The following is a 24,147-nucleotide window of genomic DNA, read 5'->3' on the forward strand; positions in this document are numbered from 1 at the left end:
AACCACGTAACCGCCATGGGAGCGGTTTGGGGCTTTGCTCGATACAAGTTCCGCACGAGCCGAAGGCCACTTAATGTGGCCTTCGTGCGAGCAGGACTGTCCGCAGTAGCGAGCAATGCCCCAAACCGCGTCCCCCAGTACCGCCTACGAGAAGTCAGCAACCTGAGCAGTCAGCGCCGCCAGGATCTCCTTGAGCTCAGCTGCACGGTCCCTCTTCTTCTGGACCACCGCGGGCGCGGCCTTGGCCACAAAGCCCTCGTTGGCGAGCGTCTTCTCGCAGCCGGCGAGCTCCTTCTGGGCCGCGGCAATCTCTTTCTCCAGGCGCGCCTTCTCGGCCGAAAGGTCAACCTTGCCCTCGAGAACCACAAAGACCTCGACGCCGCTGTCGACCACGGCAATGCTCGCAGCCGGCTTCTCAACGTCGGTACCCATAACCAGCGAAGCGGTGTTCGCCAGCGGCTCAATCGTGGAGCGCAGGCTCTCGAGCTTCTCGATATCCTCGGCGCCGGCGCGCACGACAACGTCGAGCTCGGCCTTGGGGCTTAAGCGATAACGCGAACGGGTGGCACGGGCGGCAGACACGACGGCACGGCACAGCTCAAACGCGCGCTCGGCGGGCTCGTCGACGTACTTGGCGTAGTCGGCGGGCTCGGGCCACTTGGCGATCATGAGCGCCTCGGCGCGGTCAACGTTGCCCTCGGCATCCAAGTCAAGCACGCTGGCCGGCATGTTGTCCCAGATCTCCTCGGTGACAAACGGCATAAGCGGGTGCATCAGGCGAATCGAGGTGTCGAGCACAAAGATCAGGTTGCGCTGAGCCTGCAGACGGCCCTCGCCCTTCAGACGGGCCTTGGTGACCTCGACGTACCAGTCGCAGACCTCGTTCCAGAAGAACTGCTGCACGCCGCGCGCCATGTCGCCAAAGGTGTAGTTCTCGATGCCCTCGGTGACCATCTTCACGGCATTGGCAAGGCGGCTGAACATCCAGGCGTCGGCCGGCGTCTCCACGACGGGTTCGCCGGGCGTGTAGCCTTCCATGTTCATAAGCAGGAAGCGGCTGGCGTTCCAGATCTTGGTCACAAACGACTTGGCCTGCTCGGTGCGCGGGCTGTCGATGAGCTTCTTGGTCTTCTTGTCGATGTTCGCGTCGAACTTGACATCCTGGTTGTTGGTGCACAGCGTGAGCAAGTTGAAGCGCATGGCGTCGGCGCCGTACATGCCAATGAGGTCCATGGGGTCAACGCCGTTGCCCTTAGACTTGGACATGCGGCTGCCGTCCTTGGCAAGGATCGTCGGGTAGATGACGACGTCCTTAAACGGAACCTCGTCCAGGAAGTACAGCGAGCTCATGACCATGCGGGCGACCCACAGCGCGATGATGTCGCGCGCGGTGACGAGCGCCGTCGTGGGGTGATGTCCCTCGAGCAGCTCCGGCTTTTGTGGCCAGCCCTGCGTGGCGAAGGTCCACAGCTGCGAGCTGAACCAGGTGTCCAGAACATTCTCGTCCTGATGGACGTGATGGCCGCCGCACTTGGGGCACACGTCGGTGTCCTCGGTAAGGGCGTCCTCCCAGCCGCAGTCCTCGCAGTAGAACACGGGGATGCGGTGGCCCCACCACAGCTGGCGGCTGATGCACCAGTCCTTGAGGTTCTCCATCCAGGTGGTGTAGGTCTGCGTCCAGCGCGCGGGGTGGAAGGTGACCTTGCCAGAGTTGACGGCGTCGAGCGCCGGCCCCTTGAGTTTGTCAACGGCGACGAACCACTGCTCGGACAGCCACGGCTCCAGGGCGGAGTCGCAACGGTAGCAGTGCATGACGGAGTGGTCGAGCTCCTCGACGTGGTCGAGCAGATCGTGCTCCTCGAACCACTTAATGACGGCCTCGCGGCACTCGTCACGGTTCATGCCGGTGAACTCGCCGTAGCCCTCGACGACCACCGCGTGCTCGTCGAAGATATTGATCTGCGGCAGGTCGTGGGCCTGACCCATGGCGTAATCGTTGGGGTCGTGGGCCGGGGTGACCTTGACGAAGCCGGAACCAAAGTTGGCGTCGACGTGCCAATCCTCAAAAATGGGGATCTCGCGGTCGACGATGGGGAGCTTGACGGTCTTACCCACGAAGGCAGCCTTCTCGGGGTCCTTCGGGGAGACGGCGACACCCGTATCACCGAGCATGGTCTCGGGGCGCGTGGTGGCGACGACGATGTAGTCCTGGCCGTTGACCGGCTCAGTCAGCGGGTAGCGCAGGTGCCACAGGTGGCCCTTCTCGTCCTTATACTCGGCCTCGTCGTCCGAGATGGCGGTGGTGCAGTTGGGGCACCAGTTGACGATGCGCTTGCCGCGGTAGATCAGACCGTCGTGGTACCAGTCGCAAAAGACCTTGCGCACGGCCTGCGCGTAGTCCTCGTCCATGGTAAAGCGCTCGTTATCAAAGTCGACGGAGCAGCCCATGCGCTTGATCTGCTCGACGATGATGCCGCCGTACTCGTGGGTCCAATCCCAGCAAGCGTCGACAAACTTGTCGCGACCGATCTCCAGGCGGCTGATGCCCTCGCTTTTGAGCTTCTTGTCGACCTTGGTCTGCGTGGCGATGCCGGCGTGGTCGGTGCCGAGCACCCAACGCGTGGACTTGCCGCGCATGCGGGCCATACGGATGATGGCGTCCTGGATGGAGTCGTCGGTGGCGTGACCCATGTGGAGCTTGCCGGTCACGTTGGGAGGCGGAATGGTGACGGTGCAGTCGCCCACGCCCTCGCGGCGCTTGTAGTAGCCGCCGTCGAGCCACTTCTGCAGGATCGCCGGCTCGTTGGTCGACGGATCGTAGTTCTTGGGCATTTCTTCCATATATCTCTCCCTGTCCCGCCGGCGCGTCCGCCTGCTTGGTTTTCGCTCGGTCAGGTCCTGGCTCGCACGAAGAGCACATTAAGTGCTCTTCGGCTCGTGCGGAATCTACGAAAACCAAGCAGGCGGACGCGCCTTAGGTATCGAATACTTCAGTCTGATATGACTTCGCTGAGGCTTAAACAAACACACAGAATAACACAGGTAGTTGGGGTTATTGCGTATATATAAAATAGCCTCCGACCGCGGGTGGTCGGAGGCTATTTGCAAGCACGTTTTTGGCTGGTTTAGCCGTAGATGCGTTGGGGCTGTTCTTCGCCCTTTACGGAGGCTTCGGTCACAACGACCTTGGAAACACCCTCCTCACTGGGCAGATCGAACATTGTCTGCTGCAGCACGTCCTCGCAGATAGAACGCAGGCCGCGGGCGCCGGTCTTGCGGGCGAGCGCCATGCGGGCGATCTCGTGCAGGGCCGCATCCTCAAACTCAAGCTCAACGTCCTCGAGCTGGAACATCTTGCGGTACTGACGCACCACGGCGTTCTTGGGCTCGGTCAAGATCGACACCAGGTCGTCCTCGTCAAGCGCCTGCGTCTGGGTGACAACGGGCGTACGGCCCACGAACTCGGGGATCATGCCAAAGGCGTTGAGGTCCTGCGGGAGCACCTGACGCAGCAGGTCGTTCTCGTCCACCGAGGTGGGGCCGGCGATCTCGGAGTTAAAGCCCACGCCCTTGTTGCCCACGCGGTCAGCGATGATCTTGTCCAAGCCCACAAAGGCACCGCCGCAGATGAACAGGATGTTGGTCGTGTCGATCTGCAGCAGCTCCTGCTGGGGATGCTTGCGGCCGCCGGTGGGCGGAACGCTTGCCACCGTGCCCTCAAGAATCTTAAGCAGCGCCTGCTGAACGCCCTCGCCCGAGACATCGCGGGTAATGGAGAGGTTCTCGGCCTTGCGGGCGATCTTGTCAATCTCATCCACGTAGATAATGCCCACCTGAGCGCGCTCAATGTCGCCATCGGCAGCATTGATGAGCTTGAGCAGGATGTTCTCCACGTCCTCGCCAACGTAACCAGCCTCGGTGAGCGCGGTGGCATCGGCGATAGCAAACGGCACCTCGAGGATGCGCGCGAGCGTCTGGGCCAGCAGCGTCTTGCCGGTACCGGTGGGGCCGAGCAGCAGGATGTTGGACTTGGCGAGCTCTACCTCGTCCATATCGTCGTTGAACTGCGAGCCCATGCCGTCGTCAAAGGCAGACACCGCGGCGCCGCCCTCGATCACGCGGCGGTAATGGTTGTACACGGCCACCGACATGGCGCGCTTGGCGTCTTCCTGGCCCATGACATAGGCCGAAAGCTCGGCATAGATCTCGTGCGGCGTCGGCACGCGCGTAATGACCTGTCGGGCGTCGTCCTCGAGCTCAAAGCCCTCGGCCTCGGGATCCATGGCAGGCTGAGTCGCAGCCTGGCCGTGGTCGTTGAGAAAGCCCGGCAGCTTGCCATTGCGGGCAGCGTCCATAAAGTCCGAAGCCAGCGACTCCTCCAAGATCTCAGAGCAGGCGGCGACGCACTCGTCGCAGATAAAGATGTTGGTCGGACCTTTTACAAGACGACGGACCTGGCCCTGCTCTTTTCCGCAGAAGGAACAGCGGATGGGGTTGCCGTTCTCGTCAAAGTTGTCCTGCATGTTACCTGCCATCCTAGGCGTCCTTCGCGGCAAGATCGCGCGAGGTGACGATACGGTCGATCAGACCGTAGTCGAGGGCCTCGGCAGCGGTCAGGTAGTTGTCACGCTCGGTATCGGCCTGGACCTTCTCGATAGGCTGGCCAGAGGCGTCGGACAGAATCTGGTTGAGCTCGCGGCGGGTCTTCTTGATCTCCTCGGCAACGATCTCGATCTCGGTCTGCTGACCCTGGGCACCGCCGCTGGGCTGGTGAATCATGACCTTGGAGTGCGGCAGGCAGAAGCGCTTGCCCTTGGCGCCGGCCGAAAGCAGCACGGCGGCCATAGACGCGGCCATACCCACGCAAATGGTGGAGACCTGCGGCTTAATGAAGTTCATGGTGTCCAGAATCGCCAGGCCGGAGTAGACCTCGCCACCGGGCGAATTGATATAGAGCGAGATATCCTTCTCTGCATCCTGGCTCTCAAGATGCAGCAGCTGGGCAACGACCAGGTTGGCGCTGACGGAGTTGATCTCCTCGCCCAAGAAGATGATGCGGTCGTTGAGCAGGCGCGAATAGATATCGTAGCTGCGCTCGCCGCGCGGCGTCTGCTCGATAACGTATGGCACGAGGGCGGAATCGAACTTGGCGATCATACGCATCTCCATTTCTCTTACGGACCAATAGTGGTTCTAGACAAACGTACGGTGCCCGCATGCTATGCATTGGCTGGCACCGTACGAAGCAACCGGATAACCGGTGTATAACTTTACCCCATCACGGGCGCACGCATGCGCTCGTGGGCAAGGTGGCGAGAATTACTCGGCGTCCTTGGCGGTCTCGTCGACCTCGGTCACCTTGGCGTTCTCGACCAGGTGGTCGACGGCCTTGGAGCGACGGATGGACTCGCGGACGGCAGGCATGCGGCCATCGGCGATGAACTCGGCCTTGGAAGCCTCGACGTCCTTGACGCCAGCCTTCTCGAACTCGGCGTTGATGTCGTCCTCGGTGACCTCAATCTTGAGCTCACGGGCGAGGGCGTCGAGAGCCAGGGACTCACGGGCAACGTCGTTAGCCTGCTTGTGCAGGTCGCCGATGAACTGCTCCATGGTCAGACCGGAAGCGGGCAGCCAGGTGTCCAGCGTCATGCCACGGGCGGCGAGGTTGGACAGGAAGTTCTGGCCAAGCTCCTCAAAGACGGACTGCTCGTAGTCGGCGTCCATCTCGTCGAGCTGCAGGCGCTCGGCGAGAGCGGAGACGCAACGGTTCTCCTTCTCGGCCGGCAGGCGGGAAGCCTTGTCCTGCTCGATCTCGATCTTGATGGCGTCGCGCATGGCCTCGATGCTGTCAAAGCCAAAGTCGGACTTGACGAGCTCGTCAGTGAGCTCGGGGGTGTTGCGGACCTTGATGCCCTTGACGGTGACCTCGACGGTGTGGGTCTCGGCCTCCTCGCCCTCCTCGACCTCGTCGGTCCAGGTGACGGTCTTGACGTCGTCGACGTTAGCGCCGATCAGGGCCTCGTTGAACTCGGCGGGGTTGCTGTCGCTACCGGCGATGAGCATGCGGCCCTCAGCAGCGAAGTTGTCGGCGTTCTCGACGGCCTTGAGGTCGACGGTGACATAGTCCTCGGCCTCGACGGCGCGACCCTCAACGTCCTCGAAGGTGGCACGGTAGTTGAGGAGCATCTCGACCTGGTTGTTGATCTCGGACTCGGTGACCTCCGCAGGGGGCATCTCGATCTCGACAGCGTCGAAGGAGGAGAGCTCAGCGGCGGGACGCAGGGAGAACTCGACGGTGTAGGTGTAGTCCTCGTGATCCTTAGCGAGGTCGAGGTCCTTGTAGTCACCGTTCTTGGTGGGGACGATGTCCAGCTCGTTGAGGACGGCGGGCTCGTTGGCGGCGATCAGGTCGTTGGTGGCCTGAGCGAGGGTAGCCTCGGCGCCAAGAGCAGAGTCGATAACCGGACGGGGAGCCTTACCGGCGCGGAAGCCCGGGAAGCGGTACTTCTTGGCGGTGTCCTTGTAAGCCTTCTTGATCGCGGCGTCGACGTCGGCGGCCGGGATGGTGACCGTAGCGGTGAGCTTGGCGTCCTTGACGTCAGAAGCGGTGATGTTCAACACGTTCCTCCTCATACTGCCCAGCTTATCTGAGGTGCTGGTACCTTTATGCAACAAAGAGTCGCGACGGCCGAAGCCGACGCAGATGCGTTGGTGCGGGCGAAAGGACTCGAACCTTCACGGGAATCCCACCAGAACCTAAATCTGGCGCGTCTACCAATTCCGCCACGCCCGCATGAGCGCACAGACTAGGAATGATAGCAGATACGAACGGCAAGCGCACGCACACCTTTTACAGGCTCACGACCTCACCACGAGTGCAAAAGGCGGGGCGAGTTGCCCCACCCCGCCAATTACGACTTATTCGCTGACCCGCTACTCCCCCAGCAGCGCTTTCTCCGGCGTGATGGGAAGCGAGCGGACCTGGTGGCCGGTGGCGTGTGCGACGGCCGAGGCCACGGCGGCGAGCGGCGTGTTGATGACGACCTCGCCGATCGACTTGGCGCCAAACGGGCCCGTCGGCTCGTAGCTCGGCTCAAAGGCCACGCGGATGCTGCCGATATCCAGGCGGGTGGGCAGCTTGTAGCTCATAAAGTTGCCGGTACGCAGACGGCCGCGGTCGTCGTGCTCGACAATCTCGTAGAGCGCGTGACCGATACCCTGGGCAATGCCGCCCTCGGCCTGGACGCGCGCGAGCGCCTCGTTGATCACGGTGCCGCAATCGACGGCCGCCGCATAGTCCACCACGGTCACCTTGCCGGTGGCCTTGTCGACCTCGACCTCGGCAATGCCGGCCATAAACGGCGGGGGCGAAACGGGCAGGCTGGCAGAGGCATGCGAGGTCAGCGCGTCGCCGCCCTCGATGTTCTTAACGCACAGGTTGGCAAAGTCGCGCAGCGTGAGGTAGCGACCGCGCTCGCGGGCGGCGCGCTCGTCGGACAGGCGCACGTACTGGCCGTCGAAGACCACGTCGGCGGCGTCAACGTCCCACATCTGGGCGGCCTTGGCGCAAATCTTCTTGCGCAGCTCGGTCGCGGCATTCTTGGCGGCCAGGCCCGTCACGTACGTACCCGAGCTCGCGTACGAGCCGGCGTCGAAGGGCGATACATCGGTATCCACGCCACGAACCACAATGAGAGAGCTCTCCACACCCAGCTCCTCGGCGGCAATCTGCGCCAGGATCGTGTCGACGCCCATGCCGTTGTCTGTGGCGCCGGTGCCGATGGTAATGAAGCCGTCCTCTTCCAGGCGCATGTCGATGCCGGCGATGTCCACGTTGGAGATGCCCGAGCCCTGCATGGTGAGCGCGCAGCCCAGGGCGCGCACGCGGTCGCCCAGGTCGACGGCCAGCGGCTTGTCGCGCCAACCGATCATGTCCATCGCGCGCAGCAGGCAGCGGTCGAGCGCGCAGGCGTTGAGCTTCTCGTTGTAGTACTGCGGCATGACCTCGCCCTCGCGCACGATGTTCTTAAGGCGCAGGTCGGCGGGGTCCATGTGCAGCATGTCGGCGAGCTCGTTGACGGCACTCTCCACGGCAAACTGGCCCTGGGTGGCACCGTAGCCGCGATACGCGCCGCCGCGGTTGGTGTTGGTGTAGACGGCGTCCCACCTAAAGCGGCTCGCCTTCACATGGTTGTAGATGGGCAGGCTCTTATGGCCCGAAAGCCCGATCGTCGTGGTGGCGTGCTCGCCGTACGCGCCCGCGTTGGACAGCGTGTGCAAGTCGATGGCCGTGATAGTGCCGTCGTTCATGGCGCCCAGCTTAACGGTCATCTGCATCTGGTGACGCGAGTTGCCCGCAGTGATGGTCTCCTCGCGGGTGTAGCAGCAATAGCTCGGACGGCCGGTCTGCTGGGTCACGAACGCCACGAAAATCTCGCAGCAACCCGTCTGCTTGGAGCCAAAGCCGCCGCCGATGCGCGGTTTAATGACCTGCACCTGCGACTGCGGAATGTCGAGCGACTGCGCGACCATGCGGCGCACGTGGAAGGGCACCTGCGTGGAGGTGGTCACCGAGATACGCCCGAACGCGTCGGTTGTCGCGAAGGCGCGGAAGGTCTCCATGGGCGCGGTCTGCGTGGCCTGGCTGGTGTAGGTGCGCTCAAAGACGATGTCGCTCTGGGCGAAGGCCTCGTCCAGATCGCCGTAATCGCTGGTACCGCTGCACACCAGGTTGCGCGGGACGTCGCCGCCCTGCGGGAACATAAAGGTCACGTCGCCCTCGGGGTGGACCACGATGTCGTTATCGAGTGCCTGGGTAAAGTCGAGCAGCGGCTCGAGCACCTCGTAGTCGACCTTGATGAGCTTGAGCGCCTTGTCGGCGGCCTCCTCGGTCTCGGCGGCGACAATCGCCACCTCCTCGTTTTGATAGCGCACGAGGTTCTCGAGGATCAGGCGGTCGTAGGGACTCGGCTGCGGGTAGCTCTGGCCGGCGATGGTAAAGCGGCGCTGGGGCACGTCCTCGTAGGTATAGACGCCCACCACGCCGGGCACCTTCAGGGCGCGCGACGTATCGATGGAGCGGATCTTGGCGCGGGCATAGGGGCTGCGCTTGAGTTTGACGATGAGCGCACCGGCGGGCACCATATCGCCCGTGTAGACGGGACGGCCCTCGAGCAGGGCCTTCGAGTCCTTCTTGGGCTGCTTGTGGGTAATCTGCTTGTAGGTGACGCCGTCAGAGCTGGTGTTATTGACCGGCAGCTCGGGCATCTCGAAGCCCACCTGCACGCCGGACTCGTTAAGGAAGCGGACGATGGCGCGCAGCTGGCTCTCGTAGCCGCTGCAGCGGCAGAGGTTGCCAGCCAGCTGGCGCGAGAGCTCCTCGCGCGTGGCGACGAGGCTCGGGTCCTCCTTGGCGGCGCGGGCAAGCGCCAGCACGTTCATGATGAGGCCGGGGGCGCAAAAACCGCACTGCTCGGCACCTTCGGAAGCCATCGCACGGGCGAGCGCCTCGGACTCGGCCTTGAGGCCCTCAAGCGTGGTGATGGTGTGGCCCTCAACACGGGCGGCGGGAACCGAGCAGCTCAGCACCGGGTCGCCGTCGAGCCACACCGTGCACAGACCGCAGTTGGTGGTTTCGCAGGCACAGCGCACCGACGCGCAACCCTGCTCGCGCAGCAGTGCAAAGAGCATGGTATCGGGGGCAATCTGAACCTTGACCTTGCGGCCGTTGAGCGTAAAGGAAAGATCGATGAGTTTGGCAGCCATTAGCGCACCTCGCTAGAATCGACGCCGGGCACGCGGCGGCAGGAATACTCGTCCGTGGCAAACTTAGGAATCTGCACGGTCTCGAGCTCGCGGGCAAGCGCGGCAGAAAGCTCGATGCCGGCGGCACGACGCACGGCCTGGACGGCGAGCGGTGCCGAGATGCGACGGCGGTACTCGACCGAGCCCCACAGGTTGGTTCCGTAGCTCAGGGCACGCACGGATGCAGCAAGGGCGCGAAGCTCGTCCTCGGAAGGCTGCTCGCTGGTGAGGCCACACGCCTCGCCCTGCAGCAGGGTCGCGCGCAGCGGGCGGGCGCCCACGGTGACGTGCCAGGTGTTATCCCACCAGGCGGCGGTGACGTTGAGCGAGGGGAAGTCGGTCGCGGCCTTGCGCACGGCCTCATAACTCGCACGGTAGTCGTGCTTGACGACCACGACGTGCTCGATCACGTCGCGCACGTAGCCCATCCGCACGAACTCCGCGAGCGAGACGCGGCCGGCACCCGTCAGCTCAACGAACGAATCGAGCGCCAAAAAGGCCGAGAGCACGTCCGAGAAACCAAAGCGACCGTAAATGCTGCCGCCCACCGTGGCGGTGTTGCGCAGCTGCACGCCCACGATATCGTGGACGGCGAACTCAAAGACATGGTTGACAAGCGCGTTGAGCTCGGCATGACGCTCGAGCTGGCGCAGGGTGCACATGGCACCGATGCGAAACTCGGTCTCGGTCTCCTCGATCTGATCGAGTCCGCAGGCCGAAAGGTCAATCGCCGTCGCCACACGACGCGAACCCAGGCGCATCCAGATGCCGCCGCCCACAATCTTGTTGTTGCGGTTTTTCTGCAAGAGCTCATAGGCTTCGGCCGCGTTTCCAACACGGACGTAGGTACCGAACTTGAGCACGTTCTCCCCCATCTCTTCACTTGTCCAGTACTTTTAAGTGTACCAAACGAGGGGCCGTAACTCATGCCGAGACAAAATGATCCGTTTTCCTCCGTCTCCTTCGAATCAAAAAAGGCTCCCGGCGTTGAGCCGAGAGCCTCATTACATGCTATGTCAGCTAGGGTTAGCAGACGCCCTGGGCGAGCATGGCGTCGGCGACCTTCAGGAAGCCGGCGATGTTGGCGCCCATGACAAAATTGCCCTCCTGGCCATACTCCTTGGCGGTGTCGTCCACGTTGTGGAACATGCCGCGCATGAGCTGCTCGAGCTTGCCGTCGACCTCCTCGAAGGTCCAGGACAGGTGCTCGGCGTTCTGGCTCATCTCCAGGCCGGACACGAGCACGCCGCCGGCGTTGGCAGCCTTACCGGGCATAAAGGCGACGCCGTTCTCCTGGAAGTAGGTCGTGGCCTCGATGGTCGTGGGCATGTTCGCGCCCTCGCCGACCACCTTGCAGCCGTTGGCGACGAGCGCCTGAGCGTCCTCGAGCAGCAGCGTGTTCTCGCGAGCGCAGGGCAGCGCGATGTCGCAGGGAAGCTGCCACACGCCGCGGCCGTCACCCTCGTGCCACACGGCACCAGGCTTCTCGTCAACGTACATGGCGAGCGTGACGCCCTTGTCGTGGCCGGAGCGCTTCTTGTTGTAGACATGCTCGAGCACGGTGTAGTCGATGCCGTCGGGATCCTCGACCCAGCCGTGGGTGTCGGAGCAGGCCAGCACCTTGCCGCCGAGCTGGGAGACCTTCTGGACCGCGTAGATAGCGACGTTACCGGAGCCGTGAACCACAACGTTCTTGCCCTCGAAGGAGTCGCCGCGGCTCTTGAGGTACTCGTCCACAAAGTAGACCAGGCCGTAGCCGGTGGCCTCGGTACGGGCGAGCGAGCCGCCAAAGGAGAGGCCCTTGCCGGTGAGGACGCCGGTCCACTCGTTGGTCAGACGCTTGTACTGACCGAACATGTAGGCAACCTCGCGGCCGCCAACGCCCAGGTCCCCGGCGGGAACGTCGGTGTTGGGGCCGATGTGGCGATAGAGCTCGGTCATGAAGGACTGGCAGAAGTGCATGATCTCGTTGTTAGACTTGCCCTTGGGGTCAAAGTCGGAACCGCCCTTGCCGCCGCCCATGGGAAGGGTGGTCAGGCTGTTCTTGAGGATCTGCTCCAGGCCCAGGAACTTGAGCATGCCCAGGGTGACCGTCGGGTTAAAGCGCAGGCCGCCCTTGTAGGGTCCAATGGCAGAGTTGAACTCGACGCGGTAACCGCGGTTGACCTGGACCTTGCCCTGGTCGTCGACCCAGGGAACACGGAACATGACGATGCGCTCGGGCTCGACGAGGCGCTCCAGCAGGGCGGCCTCCTCGTACTCGGGGTGGGCGTCGAGCGCCGGCTGGATGGTGCCGAGGATCTCGGTCGCGGCCTGGATGAACTCAGGCTGCTCGGGATAGCGGGCCTTGAGCTCGTCGAGAACTTTCTGCGTGTAGCTCATGCTTCCTCCAATGATGGGAAACGAAAAATGTCGGTCGCGGCACCCTATGCGCCGCGAACTTTATCGACTATGGATAATATCGCACTGTTGCAGCAAAGTTTCGCATAAGCAGACGAGCAGATGTTTCGTTTTGATTACGATGCAGGTAGAAGCGTTTTTGAGCACCTGACGTGCAAAACCCGTGTTTCAAACCTGTTTCGTCCACGTGTTCCAAACCACCACATTGGGGACAGACACCTTTGTGGTGGTTTTGACGAGATGCGTTGGCGGGAACGGATGTGAATCGAACACATCCAAGACGTTTTGCACGCCTCACAACGGTTTTGAAGACCGCGGGGCCCACCGGAGCCCATCCGCTCCCAAACGTGGCGGTATTTTACCAAACCCAACAGACCACAACCGAAAAGAGCGATGCGGAAACCGCTAACGCAGCGATCTCAGACCGCCGGACTCCTTGTCGAGTACTGTAAAGCGCACGGCATCCAGGTGCTCCAAGATGCTAATGGTTCGTTTGCGCGACACGCCCAGGGCTTCGCGCAGCACACTCGTGGTGGCGGCGCCGCCAGCAGCCTCGATAGCCGTCGCAACAACCTCACGCGCATGGGCCTCGGCAGCGGCGGACAAGGCAACGTCGCGCTCGACCTTAACGATCGAGTGGTTGAGCGAAAGCTCGCGCAGTACACGCGTCATGGTGTCGCGATCGAGCTGCAACTGTTCGCTCACCTCGGGAAGCGTCGGCGCATTAAGACCGGCCTCATCCAGCAGGGCCACGATACGCTGGCCAGCCTCGCGCACCACGCGTATCGCCGCGGCGGCGGAATGCGGGTCGAACACCTCGGCACCGTCGACGGCGCACACGCCACGTGCACAGCCCTCGGCAATAAGTGCCATCGCGACATCGTTACCGGCGCCCGGCCAAGCCGCGTGCGCGACCGCACCGGACGTAAAGCCGATCTCTTTGGGAGCCGCCGCGTGCATGGAGGACAAGGCCGCAGCCAGCACATCCATTGCAGCATCGAGAGCCGAGGCATCTGCGTAGAGCACCGCACCGCCCGCAGCAAGCTCGCACACGGCAGCCTGGTCCACAAGCCCACGCAAAACGATCTCGACCTCGCCGGTAACAAGATCGAGCGCTGCGGCAACACCGGCAGCAGCAACAGGCAGCGTTTGCAGCGCCAGCCACGCGTGTACGCCGTCCGCGACATCTCCGGACTCAAGCGCCGCATACAACGCGCGCTCCCCCGCCGACAGGACCCGCGCGCGGCGACAGCGCGATAGCAGGACGCGTCCGCCGCCAAGCAGCGAAATCGGCGAATACGACAGAATGACGGCATGATCGCCGGCGCGCAACGGCAGCGGCCGTTCCAGGCGCACCTGCACCACACGCGTCTCGCCGACCGCAATAGGCGGCTCGTCGTCTAAAAGCATAATGCGGCCGAGCACCTCAGCCGTGCCCGCCATAACGTGCACGCGTGTACCCGAAGCAAGAACGCCGGCTCGCACGCCATCGCGCCCCACATATGTCAGTTGCATCAAAAAGCGCAGCGTCTGGCCCACGCGACCCTCGACGCCGAGCATCTCGCCGCGCTTGAGGCCCGCCACGCCATCGCCCACCAGGTTCAGGGCGACGCGCTGGCCGGGAACCGCGCACTGGGTATCCCCGTGAACCTGCACCCCGCGCACGCGACAGCGCGTTTGCGACGGCAGCGCAACGAGCTCATCGCCAACCGAAACGGGACCGTCGTGCAGCGTACCCGTCACGACGGTTCCGGTGCCGCGGATGCTAAAGCAACGGTCGATGGGAAGACGGGGCGCGGCGCCCGAGCCAGCGGTCGCCTCCAGATGCTCCGACCAGCACGAACAAACCGTGTTATCGAGCGTCGTAAGCAGCTCGTCCAGGCCCTCGCCCGTCTTGGAGGACACCGGCACTATAGAGGCACCCGCAAACACGGTCCCGTCCAGAAACGCCTCGACATCGAGCTCCGCCAGCGCGGCAATCTCGTGGTCGGCCAAATCGCGCATCGTGAGTGCGACGACCATGCGCGTCACACCCAACAGCTCCAGAACCCGAACGTGCTCGCGGGTCTGCGGCATCACGCCCTCAACGGCCGAAACCGCCAGCAACGCAACGTCCACGCCGGTGGCGCCCTGCACCATGGCGCGCAGATAGTGCGCATGCCCGGGTACGTCGACCAAGCCGACAAGCTTGCCGCTGGGAAGCTCGAGCTCGCCAAAGCCGAGCTCAGTGGTCATGCCTCGGCGCCGTTCGACCTCCAGACGGTCGGGATTTTTGCCGGTCAGCGCCTCGATAAGGGCCGACTTTCCGTGGTCGACGTGTCCTGCCGTTCCGACGATAACGGGACATTCGACAAGCTCGCGCGCGGTCATCGACGCAAACCTGCCCGCACGGCATCCGCCAACGCAGACGCACACAGGTCAAGGTCGGTGTCGCGCAAAAGCGTGCGAACGTCAAAAAGCACCTGGTCGTGCCGCACGCGCGTCACAACCGGCGTATCGGGCTCCTGTACCATAGCGCGCTTTAGGCCATCGGCGGATAGACGCCCATCGACGGGACAGACGGCAACGCAAAAAGTTGGGAGCTCGACGGTCGGCAGCGAACCGCCGCCCGGAGCAGACACGCCCTCGACAACCTGCAGCTCCACCGCCTCCTCACACTGAGACTCGCGAAGCTTGCGCAGCATGCGGTCATGCAGGCGCTTGGCCTGACGCTCGAGCGGAGCCGGCGCGCCGGAAAGCATGTTGAGCACCGGGATCTCCCGATGCGCTGTATCGGATCCGGTCACATACAGGCGCAAAGTGGCCTCGAGCGCCGCGAGCGTGAGCTTGCCGGGGCGAAGCGCGCGCATAAGCGGATGCGAGGCACAGGCGGCGATTACCTGGGCGCTACCGAGAATAATGCCCGCTTGCGAGGCGCCGAGCAGCTTGTCGCCCGAGCACGAGACGACGTCAACGCCGGCGCAAAGCGAGGCGGACGTGGGCTTCTCCCCAGCATCGACGAGCACCTCATCTGTAAGCAAAGCGCCCGAGCCCTGGTCCTCGTACAGTAACAGCCCGTGCTCATGCGCCAGCGCAGAAAGCTCCGCCGCGGAAACCTCCTCGTGGAAACCCTCGATACGGTAGTTAGAAGGATGAACTTTCAAGATCATCGCCGTATTGGGCGTAATGGCGCTTCGGTAATCATCCAGATGCGTGCGGTTGGTGGAGCCCACCTCGACAAGCTTGGCACCCGAAGCCGCCATGATATCGGGAATGCGGAAGCTGCCGCCCACCTCGACAAGCTCGCCACGGCTCACGATGACCTCTTTGCCGCTTGCATGCGCGGCAAGCACCAGCAGCACCGCCGCGGCGTTGTTGTTGACAACCAGGGCGTCCTGCGCCCCCGTGAGCGTGCGCAGCAGACGCGCGGCATGCTCTTTGCGGCCCCCACGGGCACAGGTCGCGACGTCATACTCAAGCGTGCTGTAGCCGCGGGCGACATCGGCCACCGCCTGCACCGCTGCGGGAGCAAGCGGAGCACGGCCCAGATTGGTGTGAATCACAACGCCCGTCGCGTTGACGGCAGGGCGCAGGGTCGGCAGCGACAGGCGATGGGTCCGCTGCTCAATTGCCAAGGCGAGCTCGCGCTTGTTCCTTGCAGGGGCGCCGGAGCGAATCGCCGCGCGCTCGGCATCGAGCTCGGCGTCAATCGCCTCGCGTACCATCGTGTCGCCTGCATCGCCAGCAGCCTTCATGACCGGCCACTCGGCAAGCAGCTCGTGAACGGCGGGAATGGAACGCAGGCGGCCGCGCACCTCGGCAGACATGGATTCGCAGTCGCTCATGAAAAGCCTTTCGACATGTTCAATAAAAAGCTGGTCCCCCGCGATCGTCATCGGGCAAATAAATACCGGCGCGCACGCAAAAGGGACAGGTCCATTATGGCAGCTCGTGACAAGACGTCGAAGCGCCTCGTCTAAAACCTGCCAAAATAAACCTGTCCCTTTTTGGTCGGTTATGGCTTGGTGGCTTTAGGCCTCCTTATTGGCGTAGATAAACCAGTAGCCCAGCGCCACGATCAGGGCGCCACCCACGATATTGCCCAGCGTGGCGACCGTAAGGTTGAGCGCCAACCCGGCAGCGTTGAGGGCATCGGCGCCAGCGACATCGGCTCCATAGCCGCAGGAGTGCATCAAAATACCCATGGGCAAAAAGTACATGTTGGCAACGCAGTGCTCAAAACCGCAGGCCACAAAGGCGGCAATGGGCAGCAAAATGCCCACGACCTTATCGACCACGGTCTTGCCGGCAGTGCCGATCCATACGGCCAGGCAGACAAAGATGTTGCACAGAATGCCGCGGAAGAAGATGGTAACGGCGTCGATCGTAACCTTACCGGCGGCGACGCTCACCATGGCGTTGGCGACGGCCTCGCCGTTGAGCTTGTAAATAGCTGCCATGTAAATCAAAAAGACAACGAACAGGGCGCCGGCAAAATTGCCGATCCACACAATAGCCCAAGCCTTGAGCATCTGGACGAGCGTGATCTTGTTGCTCTTAAGCGCGCAGACCATAAGCGAGTTGCCGGTAAACAGCTCCGCGCCGCAAATAAGCACGAGCACCAGCCCCAGGCAAAAAGCAAGGCCACCTACAAAGCGCTGAGCGCCCCAGCCAAGGGACGCATCGCTCAGAAAGACCGTGAAGAACAGGCCGCCAAAGGCGATGAACGCACCGGCGAACATAGCGAGCAAAAAGGCCTTCGAGACCGGCAGGTTAGCCTTGGTAACGCCGGCGGCCTCAGTCTTGGCCTCGATCGCGGCGGGCGCCAGGCAATCGGGGGTGGGATATTCTGCCTTGAAATCTGCCATGTCAGTCACTTCTTTCCTAATCAGCAGGGACGAGCATTGCCAATGCAAAGGCCCCGCGTCGGACGGTCAAAACAAAACAGGTCAGAAGTAAACGTACCTCTGACCTGCAAATTACTTGGAGCGGGCGACGGGAATCGAACCCGCGTCATCAGCTTGGAAGGCTGGGGTTCTACCATTGAACTACGCCCGCAAGATATGGTCGGGACGACAGGATTTGAACCTGCGACATCCTGCTCCCAAAGCAGGCGCGCTACCAAACTGCGCCACGTCCCGAAGGTGTTGAGCAGCTAAGGTCTAAACCTTGCGTGTCCCAAAGCGAAGGAAATTATAGGGGAGACTCCCCGCCTGTGCAAGCGACGATACCCTAGCTCCTCGAATGTGCGACAAACCGGCTGTGGAGCAGGCCAATCACAAACGCCACCACGGCAACCGGCGCCCATGCGGCTCCAATGTCGGCCAGCGGCAGCGCATCGAACGGCAGCCACACGCCTGCAAAGAACGCGTCGCGGATCGAGGTGATCACGCTCTGCACCGCGACAACGCCGCCGACCCAGACCCACACCTGCGGATGCGCGTCGCAAAAACCGTGCACTAGGCCCATAAGCACCAGAACAATTGCAACAGGGTACAGGGCGTTGAGCATGGGCACCGAGAACATGAGGATCACGTCGAGGCCCACGTTTGAGAGCACGCACGAAAACGCCGCGAACACAAAGGCGAGTATCGCAAAGGGACGGCGCATGGCCTCCTCGGAAGCCTCTGCTCCCCCTTCGACCACATACGTCTCGCAGAAGTAACGCGAGCAGCAGCTGATGAGGCCGATGCATACGTTCATGCAGGCGAGGAAGAAGATCGCAAAGACCACGACCGTGCCGGCAAGGCCAAAGTGCATGGAGGCCGAGCGGGCGAGGATGGCGGCTCCGTTGGTGGCATCGGGCATCACGGTGCTCAGCTGCGTGCCGGCAAGCGCCAGACCGCAGTAGATGATGGCCATGAGCACACCAGCGATCACGCCGGAGCGCGAAATCTCGAAGGCCACGCGCTTGTCGTCGGTAACGCCCAGCTCGTGGATGGTCTCGGCGATGATGATGCCAAAGGCGAGCGACGCGAGCAGGTCCATGGTCTGATAGCCGGTCAAAAAGCCCTGCACGGCGGCACCGGCATCGTAAGGAGCCTGCGGCGCGGCAGCGGAACCCAGCGGCGAGACCACGGCAGCGCCCACGACCAATACGATAAGGGCGATGAGCGCGGGGCCCGTAATGCGGCCGAGCACGCGCGTAATGACACCCGGGCGCAGCGTGAGCACAAAGGCGACGGCAAAGAAGGCGACGGCAAACACCAGGCGGGCCGTGCCGAGCGAGACACCCTCGGGCAGCAGCGGCACCAGCATCTCGAAGGCCGTGGAGCTCGTGCGCGGAATGGCCAGACACGGACCGATAGCCAGATACACCGCCGCGACAAAAAACTCGCCAAACTTGGGGTGCACACGACCGGCAAGCTCGCGCGCCGTTCCGGCAAGTGCCACGGCAATAAAGCCCATGACGGGAAGGCCGATGGCGGCAATCAGAAAGCCGAGCATGGCGAGCGGCGTGGCAGAGCCCGCCTGCAGCGCCAGCAGCGGCGGAATAATGAGGTTGCCGGCGCCAAAGAGCATCGAGAACAGGGCGATGCCGACGGTGAGGACATGGTCGGAGCGCAGACCGCGCGGGGCGGATGATGCCATAGGACCACCTTTCGGGTCGAAACAAAACGGGACGGGCAAAAGACCCGTCCCGCAAGTATATACGCTTTAGCAGGCTAAATCGTGCAGAGCGTCAATCGCGGTGTCGACTTCCTCGTCCGTGTTGAAATACCCAAACGAGAAGCGAACGACACCCTGGCGCTCGGTCCCCAGTGCGCGGTGCATGAGCGGAGCGCAGTGGGCGCCGGGGCGCGTCGCAATCCCCCACCCTTGCATGAGCGCGTCCGAGACCTCGGCCGAATCGATATCGCCCACGTTAAGCGAAACGATCGCCGAGCGCACGGGCTGGTCAAACGCACCGTAGAGCGCAATGCCGGGAATGTCGCGAACGCCGGCGAGGAAGCGCTCGGCAAGCGCACGTTCGCGTGCCGCAATCGCCTCTACCCCGCCCTGGGCCTCGATAACGTCGAGGCCGGCGGAAAGGCCGGCGATACCGTGACCGTTGAGCGTGCCCGCCTCAAGACGCGTGGGCCACTCTTGCGGCTGCAGCGCATCGAAGCTGCGCACGCCCGTGCCACCCATGGCCCAAGGAGCCACGTCAATGCCTTCCGCCACGGCTAGGCCACCGGTCCCCTGCGGGCCCATGAGCCCCTTGTGGCCGGTAAAGCACACCACGTCGAGCCCCATGACCTGCATATCGATATGCGCCGTGCCGGCAGACTGCGAGGCATCGACGATCACAAGCGCGCCGGCCGCATGGGCCATGGCAGCCACGCGTGCAATGTCGACCGCGTTGCCGGTCACATTGGAGGCGTGTGTCACCACCACGGCACGCGTGCCCGGCGTGACCAGCTGCTCGAGCTCGTCGTAGTCGAGCACGCCGTTCGCGTCGCAGCCCGCATGCTCAACAGTCACGCCCTGCTCTGCCGCCAGGCGGTTGAGCGGACGCAGCACGGAGTTGTGTTCGAGCACCGTCGTGACCACACGATCGCCGGGGCGCACCACGCCGTTGATGGCGGTGTTGAGCGCCGCCGTGGAGTTGGGCGTAAAACAAATATGGTCCACCCGCGGGCAGCCCAGCAAGCGCGCAAGCTTGGTGCGGCAGCTGTGGATGGTGCGCGCCGCGTCGAGCGCACCCGACGTGGCGCCTCGCCCAGCATTGCCGAGCGAGCACATCGCCTGCACCACGGCATCGATGACCGCCTGAGGTTTGTGCATGGTCGTCGCCGCGTTATCCAGGTAGATCATCGCACGACCTCCCACATATCGATCACAGTAAAGCCCTCGGTGGGAACGTCCGCCGCGGCAAGCTCGCTTCGCAGCAGTGGTTCATTTTCAGGCAGGGCTTTCCATGCCAGGCCGCAGCCGGCAGCAACCTCTCCGGGTACGGGAATCGTTCGCCCGGGAAGGCCACGCTCACGGCACAGAGACTCGCAGCCCATGGCGGCCGCCGTGGTGGGAAACGTGATGACAAGCGCCGGGCGCTTTTCTCTCATGGCAATCCCACCCAGGCGCTACGGACGCACGACGCGGCCGGCCTGCTCCATCTTTTCGACGATCACGTACATGTTCGTGACATCGCCCACGGCAAGCTGGTCCTTAATGCCAAAGTGGTCGAGGCAGGTGCCGCAGGTAAGGATCTCGACACCCTGCTCGGCCAGGCCCTTGAGGTCGTCAAGCACCGGCGACCCCTCGACGGTGAGTTTGGCGCCGCCGTTGTAGAAGAGCATCGTGGCGGGCAGCTCCTCCTGCTGCGTCACGGCAAAGATAAAGGCCTTCATGAGCTTGTGGCCCAGCTCATCGTCGCCGCGACCCATGCAATCGGTGTAGACGGCCACGACCAGCTTGCCCTTGCCGGCGCTGGCGTCGCAGAAAGCGGCGCCGTCCTGCTCAGGATCGGCCACGGCAACGGCGCCGGCGGTCGCCACGATCACGTGCCACTCGGCATCGGCGACCTTCTCGACCGAGGCCGTGCAGCCCTTTTCCTGTGCCATCTTGGAGATGTTCTTGACGGCCGTCTCGTTGTCGACCGAGGTCACCACAGCACCCTCGCCATCAAGCTGCTTCAGAGCTTTGAGCGTCTTGACGACGGGCAGCGGGCAGGCATCGCCCATGGCATTGACTTCAATTTTGGTAGACATAGCAAATCCTTTCAAAAGGGACCGCCCAGAACAGTAGACGGTCGCATAAACGGTTTTCCTTAATGCACAACGTGAACGGCAGGACCACCCGGCACCGCCTCGCACACGCGGCCGATTGTGGCGGCAACGCGACCTTCGGCATGCAGGCGGCGGGCGAGCTCATCCACATCGGCAGCAGGCGCTGCGATGAGCAGGCCGCCCGAGGTCTGCGGATCGTACAGCGCATCCAGCATTCCCGGCTCCAGGTCATCGTCGGCCGCCACGCGCGGGCCAAAGAAATCCTGGTTGCGGTAGGCGCCGGCAGGGATAATGCCCAGACGCGCCATATTGAGCACCTGGTCAAAGAGCGGCACCGCCCCCGACACAAGCTCAATCTGCACACCTGAGCCCTCGGCCATCTCGCACGCGTGCCCGATCAGGCCAAAGCCCGTGACATCGGTGCAGCCGTGAAGCTCGAGGCCCTCGGCCAGACGAATCGGGGCCTCGTTGAGGGTGCGCATCGAGTCGAACATGGCTGCGGCCTCGTCCTGCTCGATGAGCTCGCCCTTAATGGCCGTGGTGATGATGCCAGAGCCGATCGCCTTGGTCAGCAGCAGGACATCGCCAGCGCGCGCGCCGCTGTTGGCGAGCATGCGGTCGAGCGAGACAAAGCCGCTCACGGACAGGCCGTACTTGGGCTCGTCGTCGTTGATGGTATGGCCGCCCGCGATGGAGCAACCCGCCTCGACGCACTTATCGGCGCCACCCGCCAGAATCTCACCTGCGACCTCGACGCCCAGGCAACTGGGAATGCACAGCAGGTTCATGGCATGGCTCGGTCGTCCACCCATGGCATAAATGTCCGACAGCGAGTTGGCCGCCGCGATCTGACCAAACAGGAACGGGTCGTCGACCATCGGCGGGAAGAAGTCGACGGACTGCACGAGGCCCAGGTTTTCGCCAACACGAAAAACACTAGCATCGTCGGAGGTATCGAACCCCACGAGCAGGTTGTCGTTATGCACATTGGGTAAGTCGCCCAGGACCTGGGCGAGGGCTCCAGGAGCCAACTTAGCGGCTCAACCGCTCGCGGCAGTCATAGACGTGAGCTTAATCTGATCGTCAGCCATCGATACCTCCTCTCATCGGTCAATCATTTCCTCCCAGTATACGCATGAATGCAGGCCCACGGCCGATGCATTAATCGAGCGCCTGTGCGCGAATCGCCGCGCCGATGGCACCGGCAAAGCGAGCCTGGGGCGAGGTGGTCACCGGCGACCCCAGCAGCTCGCCCAACCGCTCCACCACGAAGGCGTTCTCGCACAGGCCACCGGTCAGGTAGTACGGGGCGCCCGCGGCCTGCCCGGCCATGGTCGCCACGCGCGAGACCACGCTGTCGATCACGCCACGTGCGATGTTCTCGCGCGGCTCACCGCGACCGATCAGGCTAATGACCTCACTTTCGGCAAACACCGTGCACATGCTGGAAATCTTGGTAGGCTCGCCGGAACGCGCCAGGTCGGCCATCTGCTGTTGAGAAATACCTAGGCGGTCGGCCATGATCTCCAAAAAGCGCCCCGTGCCGGCAGCGCACTTGTCGTTCATGGCAAACTTGGCCACGCGGCCATTTTTAAGCTGAATGACCTTGGTGTCCTGGCCGCCCACGTCAATCACCGTGCCGCGATCGCCAAACAGACGCACGGCACCGGCGCCGTGGCAGGTAATCTCGGTCACAACCTTGTGGGCGTATGGCACAGCCACGCGCCCGTAACCCGTGGCCACCACACGCGCAGAATCGGATGCAACGTCAAAGCCCGCCGCCGCGAGCGCCTCGCGCAACCTATCGGCGGCATCGACCGAGGAGAACCCGGTTGGCTGCACGCACGTCCACGCCACCGAACCCTCACCATCGACCACAGCAGCCTTAGCCGCCGTAGACCCGATATCGACCCCGATCCCTATCATGGCTCTCTCCTAATCCAAACATCAAAGACAGCGGCGCGTTCAGGCGCCTTAGCTCTAGGTTTCTCAGGTGCCGGAGGTTGCCCCGAAAGAGGAGCGCGGCGTACTTTGGTACGCAAGCGACGGTTTGAGGGGCAAGATCCGGTGCCTGAGGAAGCTAGAGGGTTTCGATGAAGGCGGCGATGCGGGTCTCGATCTGGCCCATGTCGCCGTTGCTGTAGTCGGTCTCGATCTTCATATACGGAATACCCGCACCCTCGACGGCCTCCTGCATGCGTGCACTCTCCACGTTAAAGGTGTGGCACGCCTGGAGCACGCTCTCCACTACGCCATCGACGTGATACTTCTCGCACATGGCCAGCGTGTTCTCCATACGACCGTCGTTGGGCGTCATAACCGAGCAGTTGATATCCAGGTAGCGGTCGGCGATCGCACGCAGGATGTCGGGCGCATCCGGGTCGACCATCATGGCCGCCGTGCGCTCACCCGAGCAGTCATCCATACACACGACCACGCCGCCGTTGGACTCGATGGTGCGACCGATCTTGTTGATTACGCCGCCCACCGGGCAACCGGTGATCAGGATGCGCTTGGCATCCGCCGCAACCGGGTGCTCGCCGGCCTCGTAGGCCTCGCGCAGGTTAGCGACCTTTTGCTCCAGCTGCTGCGTATAGGCCTCGATATCAAAGCTGAACGTACCGGCAAACATGGTGCTCATCAGATCGACGCCGCTCATGGCCGCCGGCTGGTTGGCCTGCAGCGCAAACATCTCGAGCTGGGCCGCACGCAGGCGATTGCGACGACGGGCAGCAGCGCGTAGGTCGCCGTCGGTAATCGTAATGTCGTAGAAGTTCTCGAGCTCCTCCTTGAGCAGACGGCACTCCTCGTACCAGCCCTCGCGCTCGTAGGCGCGGTCGCGGCCCTGCGGTAGGTGCAGAATGTGCGTGCGCTTGAGCTCGTTGAGCAGCTCGTACATCTTCTTCTTGCCGTCGCAGGTGGTCTCGCCGATGATCATGTCGCTAAAGTACGTAAACGGGCACTTTTGCGAATAGGCAAAACCATACGTCGACTTGATGAGCGGGCAGAGGTTTGCCGGCAGCACCTTCTCGGCCTCGGGAATCACCTCGTCGGACGTACCGCACAGAGCCACGCTCGAGGCGCCCGCGGCATCGATAATCTCGAGCGGCGTATAGCTGCACAAAAAGCCGACCAGGCGATTACCCGCCTGCTTGTAATCCTTAACGCGAATAAACGCCGCCTTGCGTTGTTCGTTAAACTCCTCAAACGTGCTGGGCAACGGCTGCTCAATATTTTCCGACATATAACTCCTAAA

General features: G+C 63.0%; 17 protein-coding genes and 4 tRNA genes. All 21 read right to left on the bottom strand.

The window, feature by feature from the left end; genetic code table 11:
• Positions 1-144 precede the first annotated feature (144 nt).
• The 21 genes from DW024_RS04235 to DW024_RS04330 all read right to left on the bottom strand — a co-directional run bounded on the left by DW024_RS04235 (position 145) and on the right by DW024_RS04330 (position 24,135).
• Positions 145-2,841 carry a valine--tRNA ligase gene (locus DW024_RS04235; protein ID WP_118328465.1) on the bottom strand — a complete coding sequence of 899 codons (2,697 nt, stop codon included), beginning with the start codon at positions 2,839-2,841 and terminating at the stop codon, positions 145-147.
• A gap of 284 nt (positions 2,842-3,125) precedes the next feature.
• Positions 3,126-4,535, bottom strand: coding sequence for an ATP-dependent Clp protease ATP-binding subunit ClpX (gene clpX / locus DW024_RS04240; RefSeq protein WP_118377053.1), 1,410 nt, complete (start codon positions 4,533-4,535; stop codon positions 3,126-3,128).
• Between the two features lies 1 nt (position 4,536).
• On the bottom strand, positions 4,537-5,157 hold the full coding sequence (locus DW024_RS04245; RefSeq protein WP_022095182.1) for an ATP-dependent Clp protease proteolytic subunit: 621 nt from the start codon (positions 5,155-5,157) through the stop codon (positions 4,537-4,539).
• 162 nt (positions 5,158-5,319) lie between these two features.
• Entirely contained in the window at positions 5,320-6,621 is a 1,302-nt protein-coding gene (gene tig, locus DW024_RS04250) for a trigger factor (RefSeq protein WP_233502592.1), read from the bottom strand.
• An 88-nt stretch (positions 6,622-6,709) separates the two neighbouring features.
• Positions 6,710-6,793: transfer RNA gene (locus tag DW024_RS04255), tRNA-Leu, on the bottom strand.
• 140 nt (positions 6,794-6,933) lie between these two features.
• Entirely contained in the window at positions 6,934-9,765 is a 2,832-nt protein-coding gene (locus DW024_RS04260) for a molybdopterin cofactor-binding domain-containing protein (RefSeq protein WP_118377054.1), read from the bottom strand.
• Positions 9,765-10,667 (bottom strand): xanthine dehydrogenase family protein subunit M, encoded by a 903-nt coding sequence (locus DW024_RS04265; RefSeq protein ID WP_199576926.1) that lies wholly within the window; start codon positions 10,665-10,667, stop codon positions 9,765-9,767. Before DW024_RS04265 ends, DW024_RS04260 begins: the two co-directional genes overlap by 1 nt.
• Before the next feature lie 163 nt (positions 10,668-10,830).
• The gene (gdhA, locus tag DW024_RS04270) at positions 10,831-12,186 is read right to left on the bottom strand and encodes an NADP-specific glutamate dehydrogenase (RefSeq protein WP_118377056.1); all 1,356 of its coding nucleotides are present in this window, start codon (positions 12,184-12,186) and stop codon (positions 10,831-10,833) included.
• 264 nt (positions 12,187-12,450) lie between these two features.
• Positions 12,451-12,547, bottom strand: a tRNA-Sec gene (locus DW024_RS10050).
• 62 nt (positions 12,548-12,609) lie between these two features.
• Positions 12,610-14,574 (bottom strand): selenocysteine-specific translation elongation factor, encoded by a 1,965-nt coding sequence (selB, locus tag DW024_RS04275; RefSeq protein ID WP_117629434.1) that lies wholly within the window; start codon positions 14,572-14,574, stop codon positions 12,610-12,612.
• Positions 14,571-16,028 (bottom strand): L-seryl-tRNA(Sec) selenium transferase, encoded by a 1,458-nt coding sequence (gene selA, locus DW024_RS04280; RefSeq protein ID WP_158571938.1) that lies wholly within the window; start codon positions 16,026-16,028, stop codon positions 14,571-14,573. Before selA ends, selB begins: the two co-directional genes overlap by 4 nt.
• Before the next feature lie 186 nt (positions 16,029-16,214).
• Entirely contained in the window at positions 16,215-17,051 is an 837-nt protein-coding gene (locus DW024_RS04285; protein ID WP_117629432.1) for a formate/nitrite transporter family protein, read from the bottom strand.
• A 116-nt stretch (positions 17,052-17,167) separates the two neighbouring features.
• A tRNA-Gly gene (locus tag DW024_RS04290) sits at positions 17,168-17,241 on the bottom strand.
• A gap of 6 nt (positions 17,242-17,247) precedes the next feature.
• Positions 17,248-17,324, bottom strand: a tRNA-Pro gene (locus DW024_RS04295).
• Positions 17,325-17,415: 91 nt separating this feature from the next.
• Positions 17,416-18,774 (bottom strand): branched-chain amino acid transport system II carrier protein, encoded by a 1,359-nt coding sequence (brnQ, locus tag DW024_RS04300; RefSeq protein WP_117629431.1) that lies wholly within the window; start codon positions 18,772-18,774, stop codon positions 17,416-17,418.
• Between the two features lie 66 nt (positions 18,775-18,840).
• Entirely contained in the window at positions 18,841-19,980 is a 1,140-nt protein-coding gene (locus DW024_RS04305) for an aminotransferase class V-fold PLP-dependent enzyme (RefSeq protein WP_117855001.1), read from the bottom strand.
• A complete protein-coding gene (locus DW024_RS04310) occupies positions 19,977-20,228 on the bottom strand; it encodes a DUF3343 domain-containing protein (protein ID WP_117629429.1) in 252 nt (83 codons plus the stop codon). The genes DW024_RS04305 and DW024_RS04310 overlap by 4 nt, the downstream gene beginning before the upstream one ends.
• Before the next feature lie 18 nt (positions 20,229-20,246).
• Positions 20,247-20,873: a sulfurtransferase-like selenium metabolism protein YedF gene (gene yedF / locus DW024_RS04315; protein WP_117629428.1), complete on the bottom strand. Its 627-nt coding sequence runs from the start codon at positions 20,871-20,873 to the stop codon at positions 20,247-20,249.
• A 59-nt stretch (positions 20,874-20,932) separates the two neighbouring features.
• A complete protein-coding gene (gene selD, locus DW024_RS04320) occupies positions 20,933-21,982 on the bottom strand; it encodes a selenide, water dikinase SelD (protein ID WP_117854998.1) in 1,050 nt (349 codons plus the stop codon).
• Between the two features lie 70 nt (positions 21,983-22,052).
• Positions 22,053-22,817: an acyl-CoA dehydratase activase gene (locus DW024_RS04325; RefSeq protein ID WP_117639211.1), complete on the bottom strand. Its 765-nt coding sequence runs from the start codon at positions 22,815-22,817 to the stop codon at positions 22,053-22,055.
• A 154-nt stretch (positions 22,818-22,971) separates the two neighbouring features.
• A complete protein-coding gene (locus tag DW024_RS04330; protein WP_117637557.1) occupies positions 22,972-24,135 on the bottom strand; it encodes a double-cubane-cluster-containing anaerobic reductase in 1,164 nt (387 codons plus the stop codon).
• Between the last annotated feature and the right edge of the window lie 12 nt (positions 24,136-24,147).

The organism is Collinsella sp. AF37-9 (assembly GCF_003475115.1).
GTDB lineage: Bacteria > Actinomycetota > Coriobacteriia > Coriobacteriales > Coriobacteriaceae > Collinsella.

What these genes read in the sequence shown, in the direction of transcription:
- DW024_RS04235 (WP_118328465.1), bottom strand. Translation starts at nt 2,841, where the DNA reads ATGGAAGAAATGCCCAAGAACTACGATCCGTCGACCAACGAGCCGGCG.
- clpX (WP_118377053.1), bottom strand. Translation starts at nt 4,535, where the DNA reads ATGGCAGGTAACATGCAGGACAACTTTGACGAGAACGGCAACCCCATC.
- DW024_RS04245 (WP_022095182.1), bottom strand. Translation starts at nt 5,157, where the DNA reads ATGATCGCCAAGTTCGATTCCGCCCTCGTGCCATACGTTATCGAGCAG.
- DW024_RS04260 (WP_118377054.1), bottom strand. Translation starts at nt 9,765, where the DNA reads ATGGCTGCCAAACTCATCGATCTTTCCTTTACGCTCAACGGCCGCAAG.
- gdhA (WP_118377056.1), bottom strand. Translation starts at nt 12,186, where the DNA reads ATGAGCTACACGCAGAAAGTTCTCGACGAGCTCAAGGCCCGCTATCCC.
- selB (WP_117629434.1), bottom strand. Translation starts at nt 14,574, where the DNA reads ATGACCGCGCGCGAGCTTGTCGAATGTCCCGTTATCGTCGGAACGGCA.
- selA (WP_158571938.1), bottom strand. Translation starts at nt 16,028, where the DNA reads ATGAGCGACTGCGAATCCATGTCTGCCGAGGTGCGCGGCCGCCTGCGT.
- DW024_RS04285 (WP_117629432.1), bottom strand. Translation starts at nt 17,051, where the DNA reads ATGGCAGATTTCAAGGCAGAATATCCCACCCCCGATTGCCTGGCGCCC.
- brnQ (WP_117629431.1), bottom strand. Translation starts at nt 18,774, where the DNA reads ATGGCATCATCCGCCCCGCGCGGTCTGCGCTCCGACCATGTCCTCACC.
- DW024_RS04305 (WP_117855001.1), bottom strand. Translation starts at nt 19,980, where the DNA reads ATGATCTACCTGGATAACGCGGCGACGACCATGCACAAACCTCAGGCG.
- DW024_RS04310 (WP_117629429.1), bottom strand. Translation starts at nt 20,228, where the DNA reads ATGAGAGAAAAGCGCCCGGCGCTTGTCATCACGTTTCCCACCACGGCG.
- yedF (WP_117629428.1), bottom strand. Translation starts at nt 20,873, where the DNA reads ATGTCTACCAAAATTGAAGTCAATGCCATGGGCGATGCCTGCCCGCTG.
- DW024_RS04325 (WP_117639211.1), bottom strand. Translation starts at nt 22,817, where the DNA reads ATGATAGGGATCGGGGTCGATATCGGGTCTACGGCGGCTAAGGCTGCT.
- DW024_RS04330 (WP_117637557.1), bottom strand. Translation starts at nt 24,135, where the DNA reads ATGTCGGAAAATATTGAGCAGCCGTTGCCCAGCACGTTTGAGGAGTTT.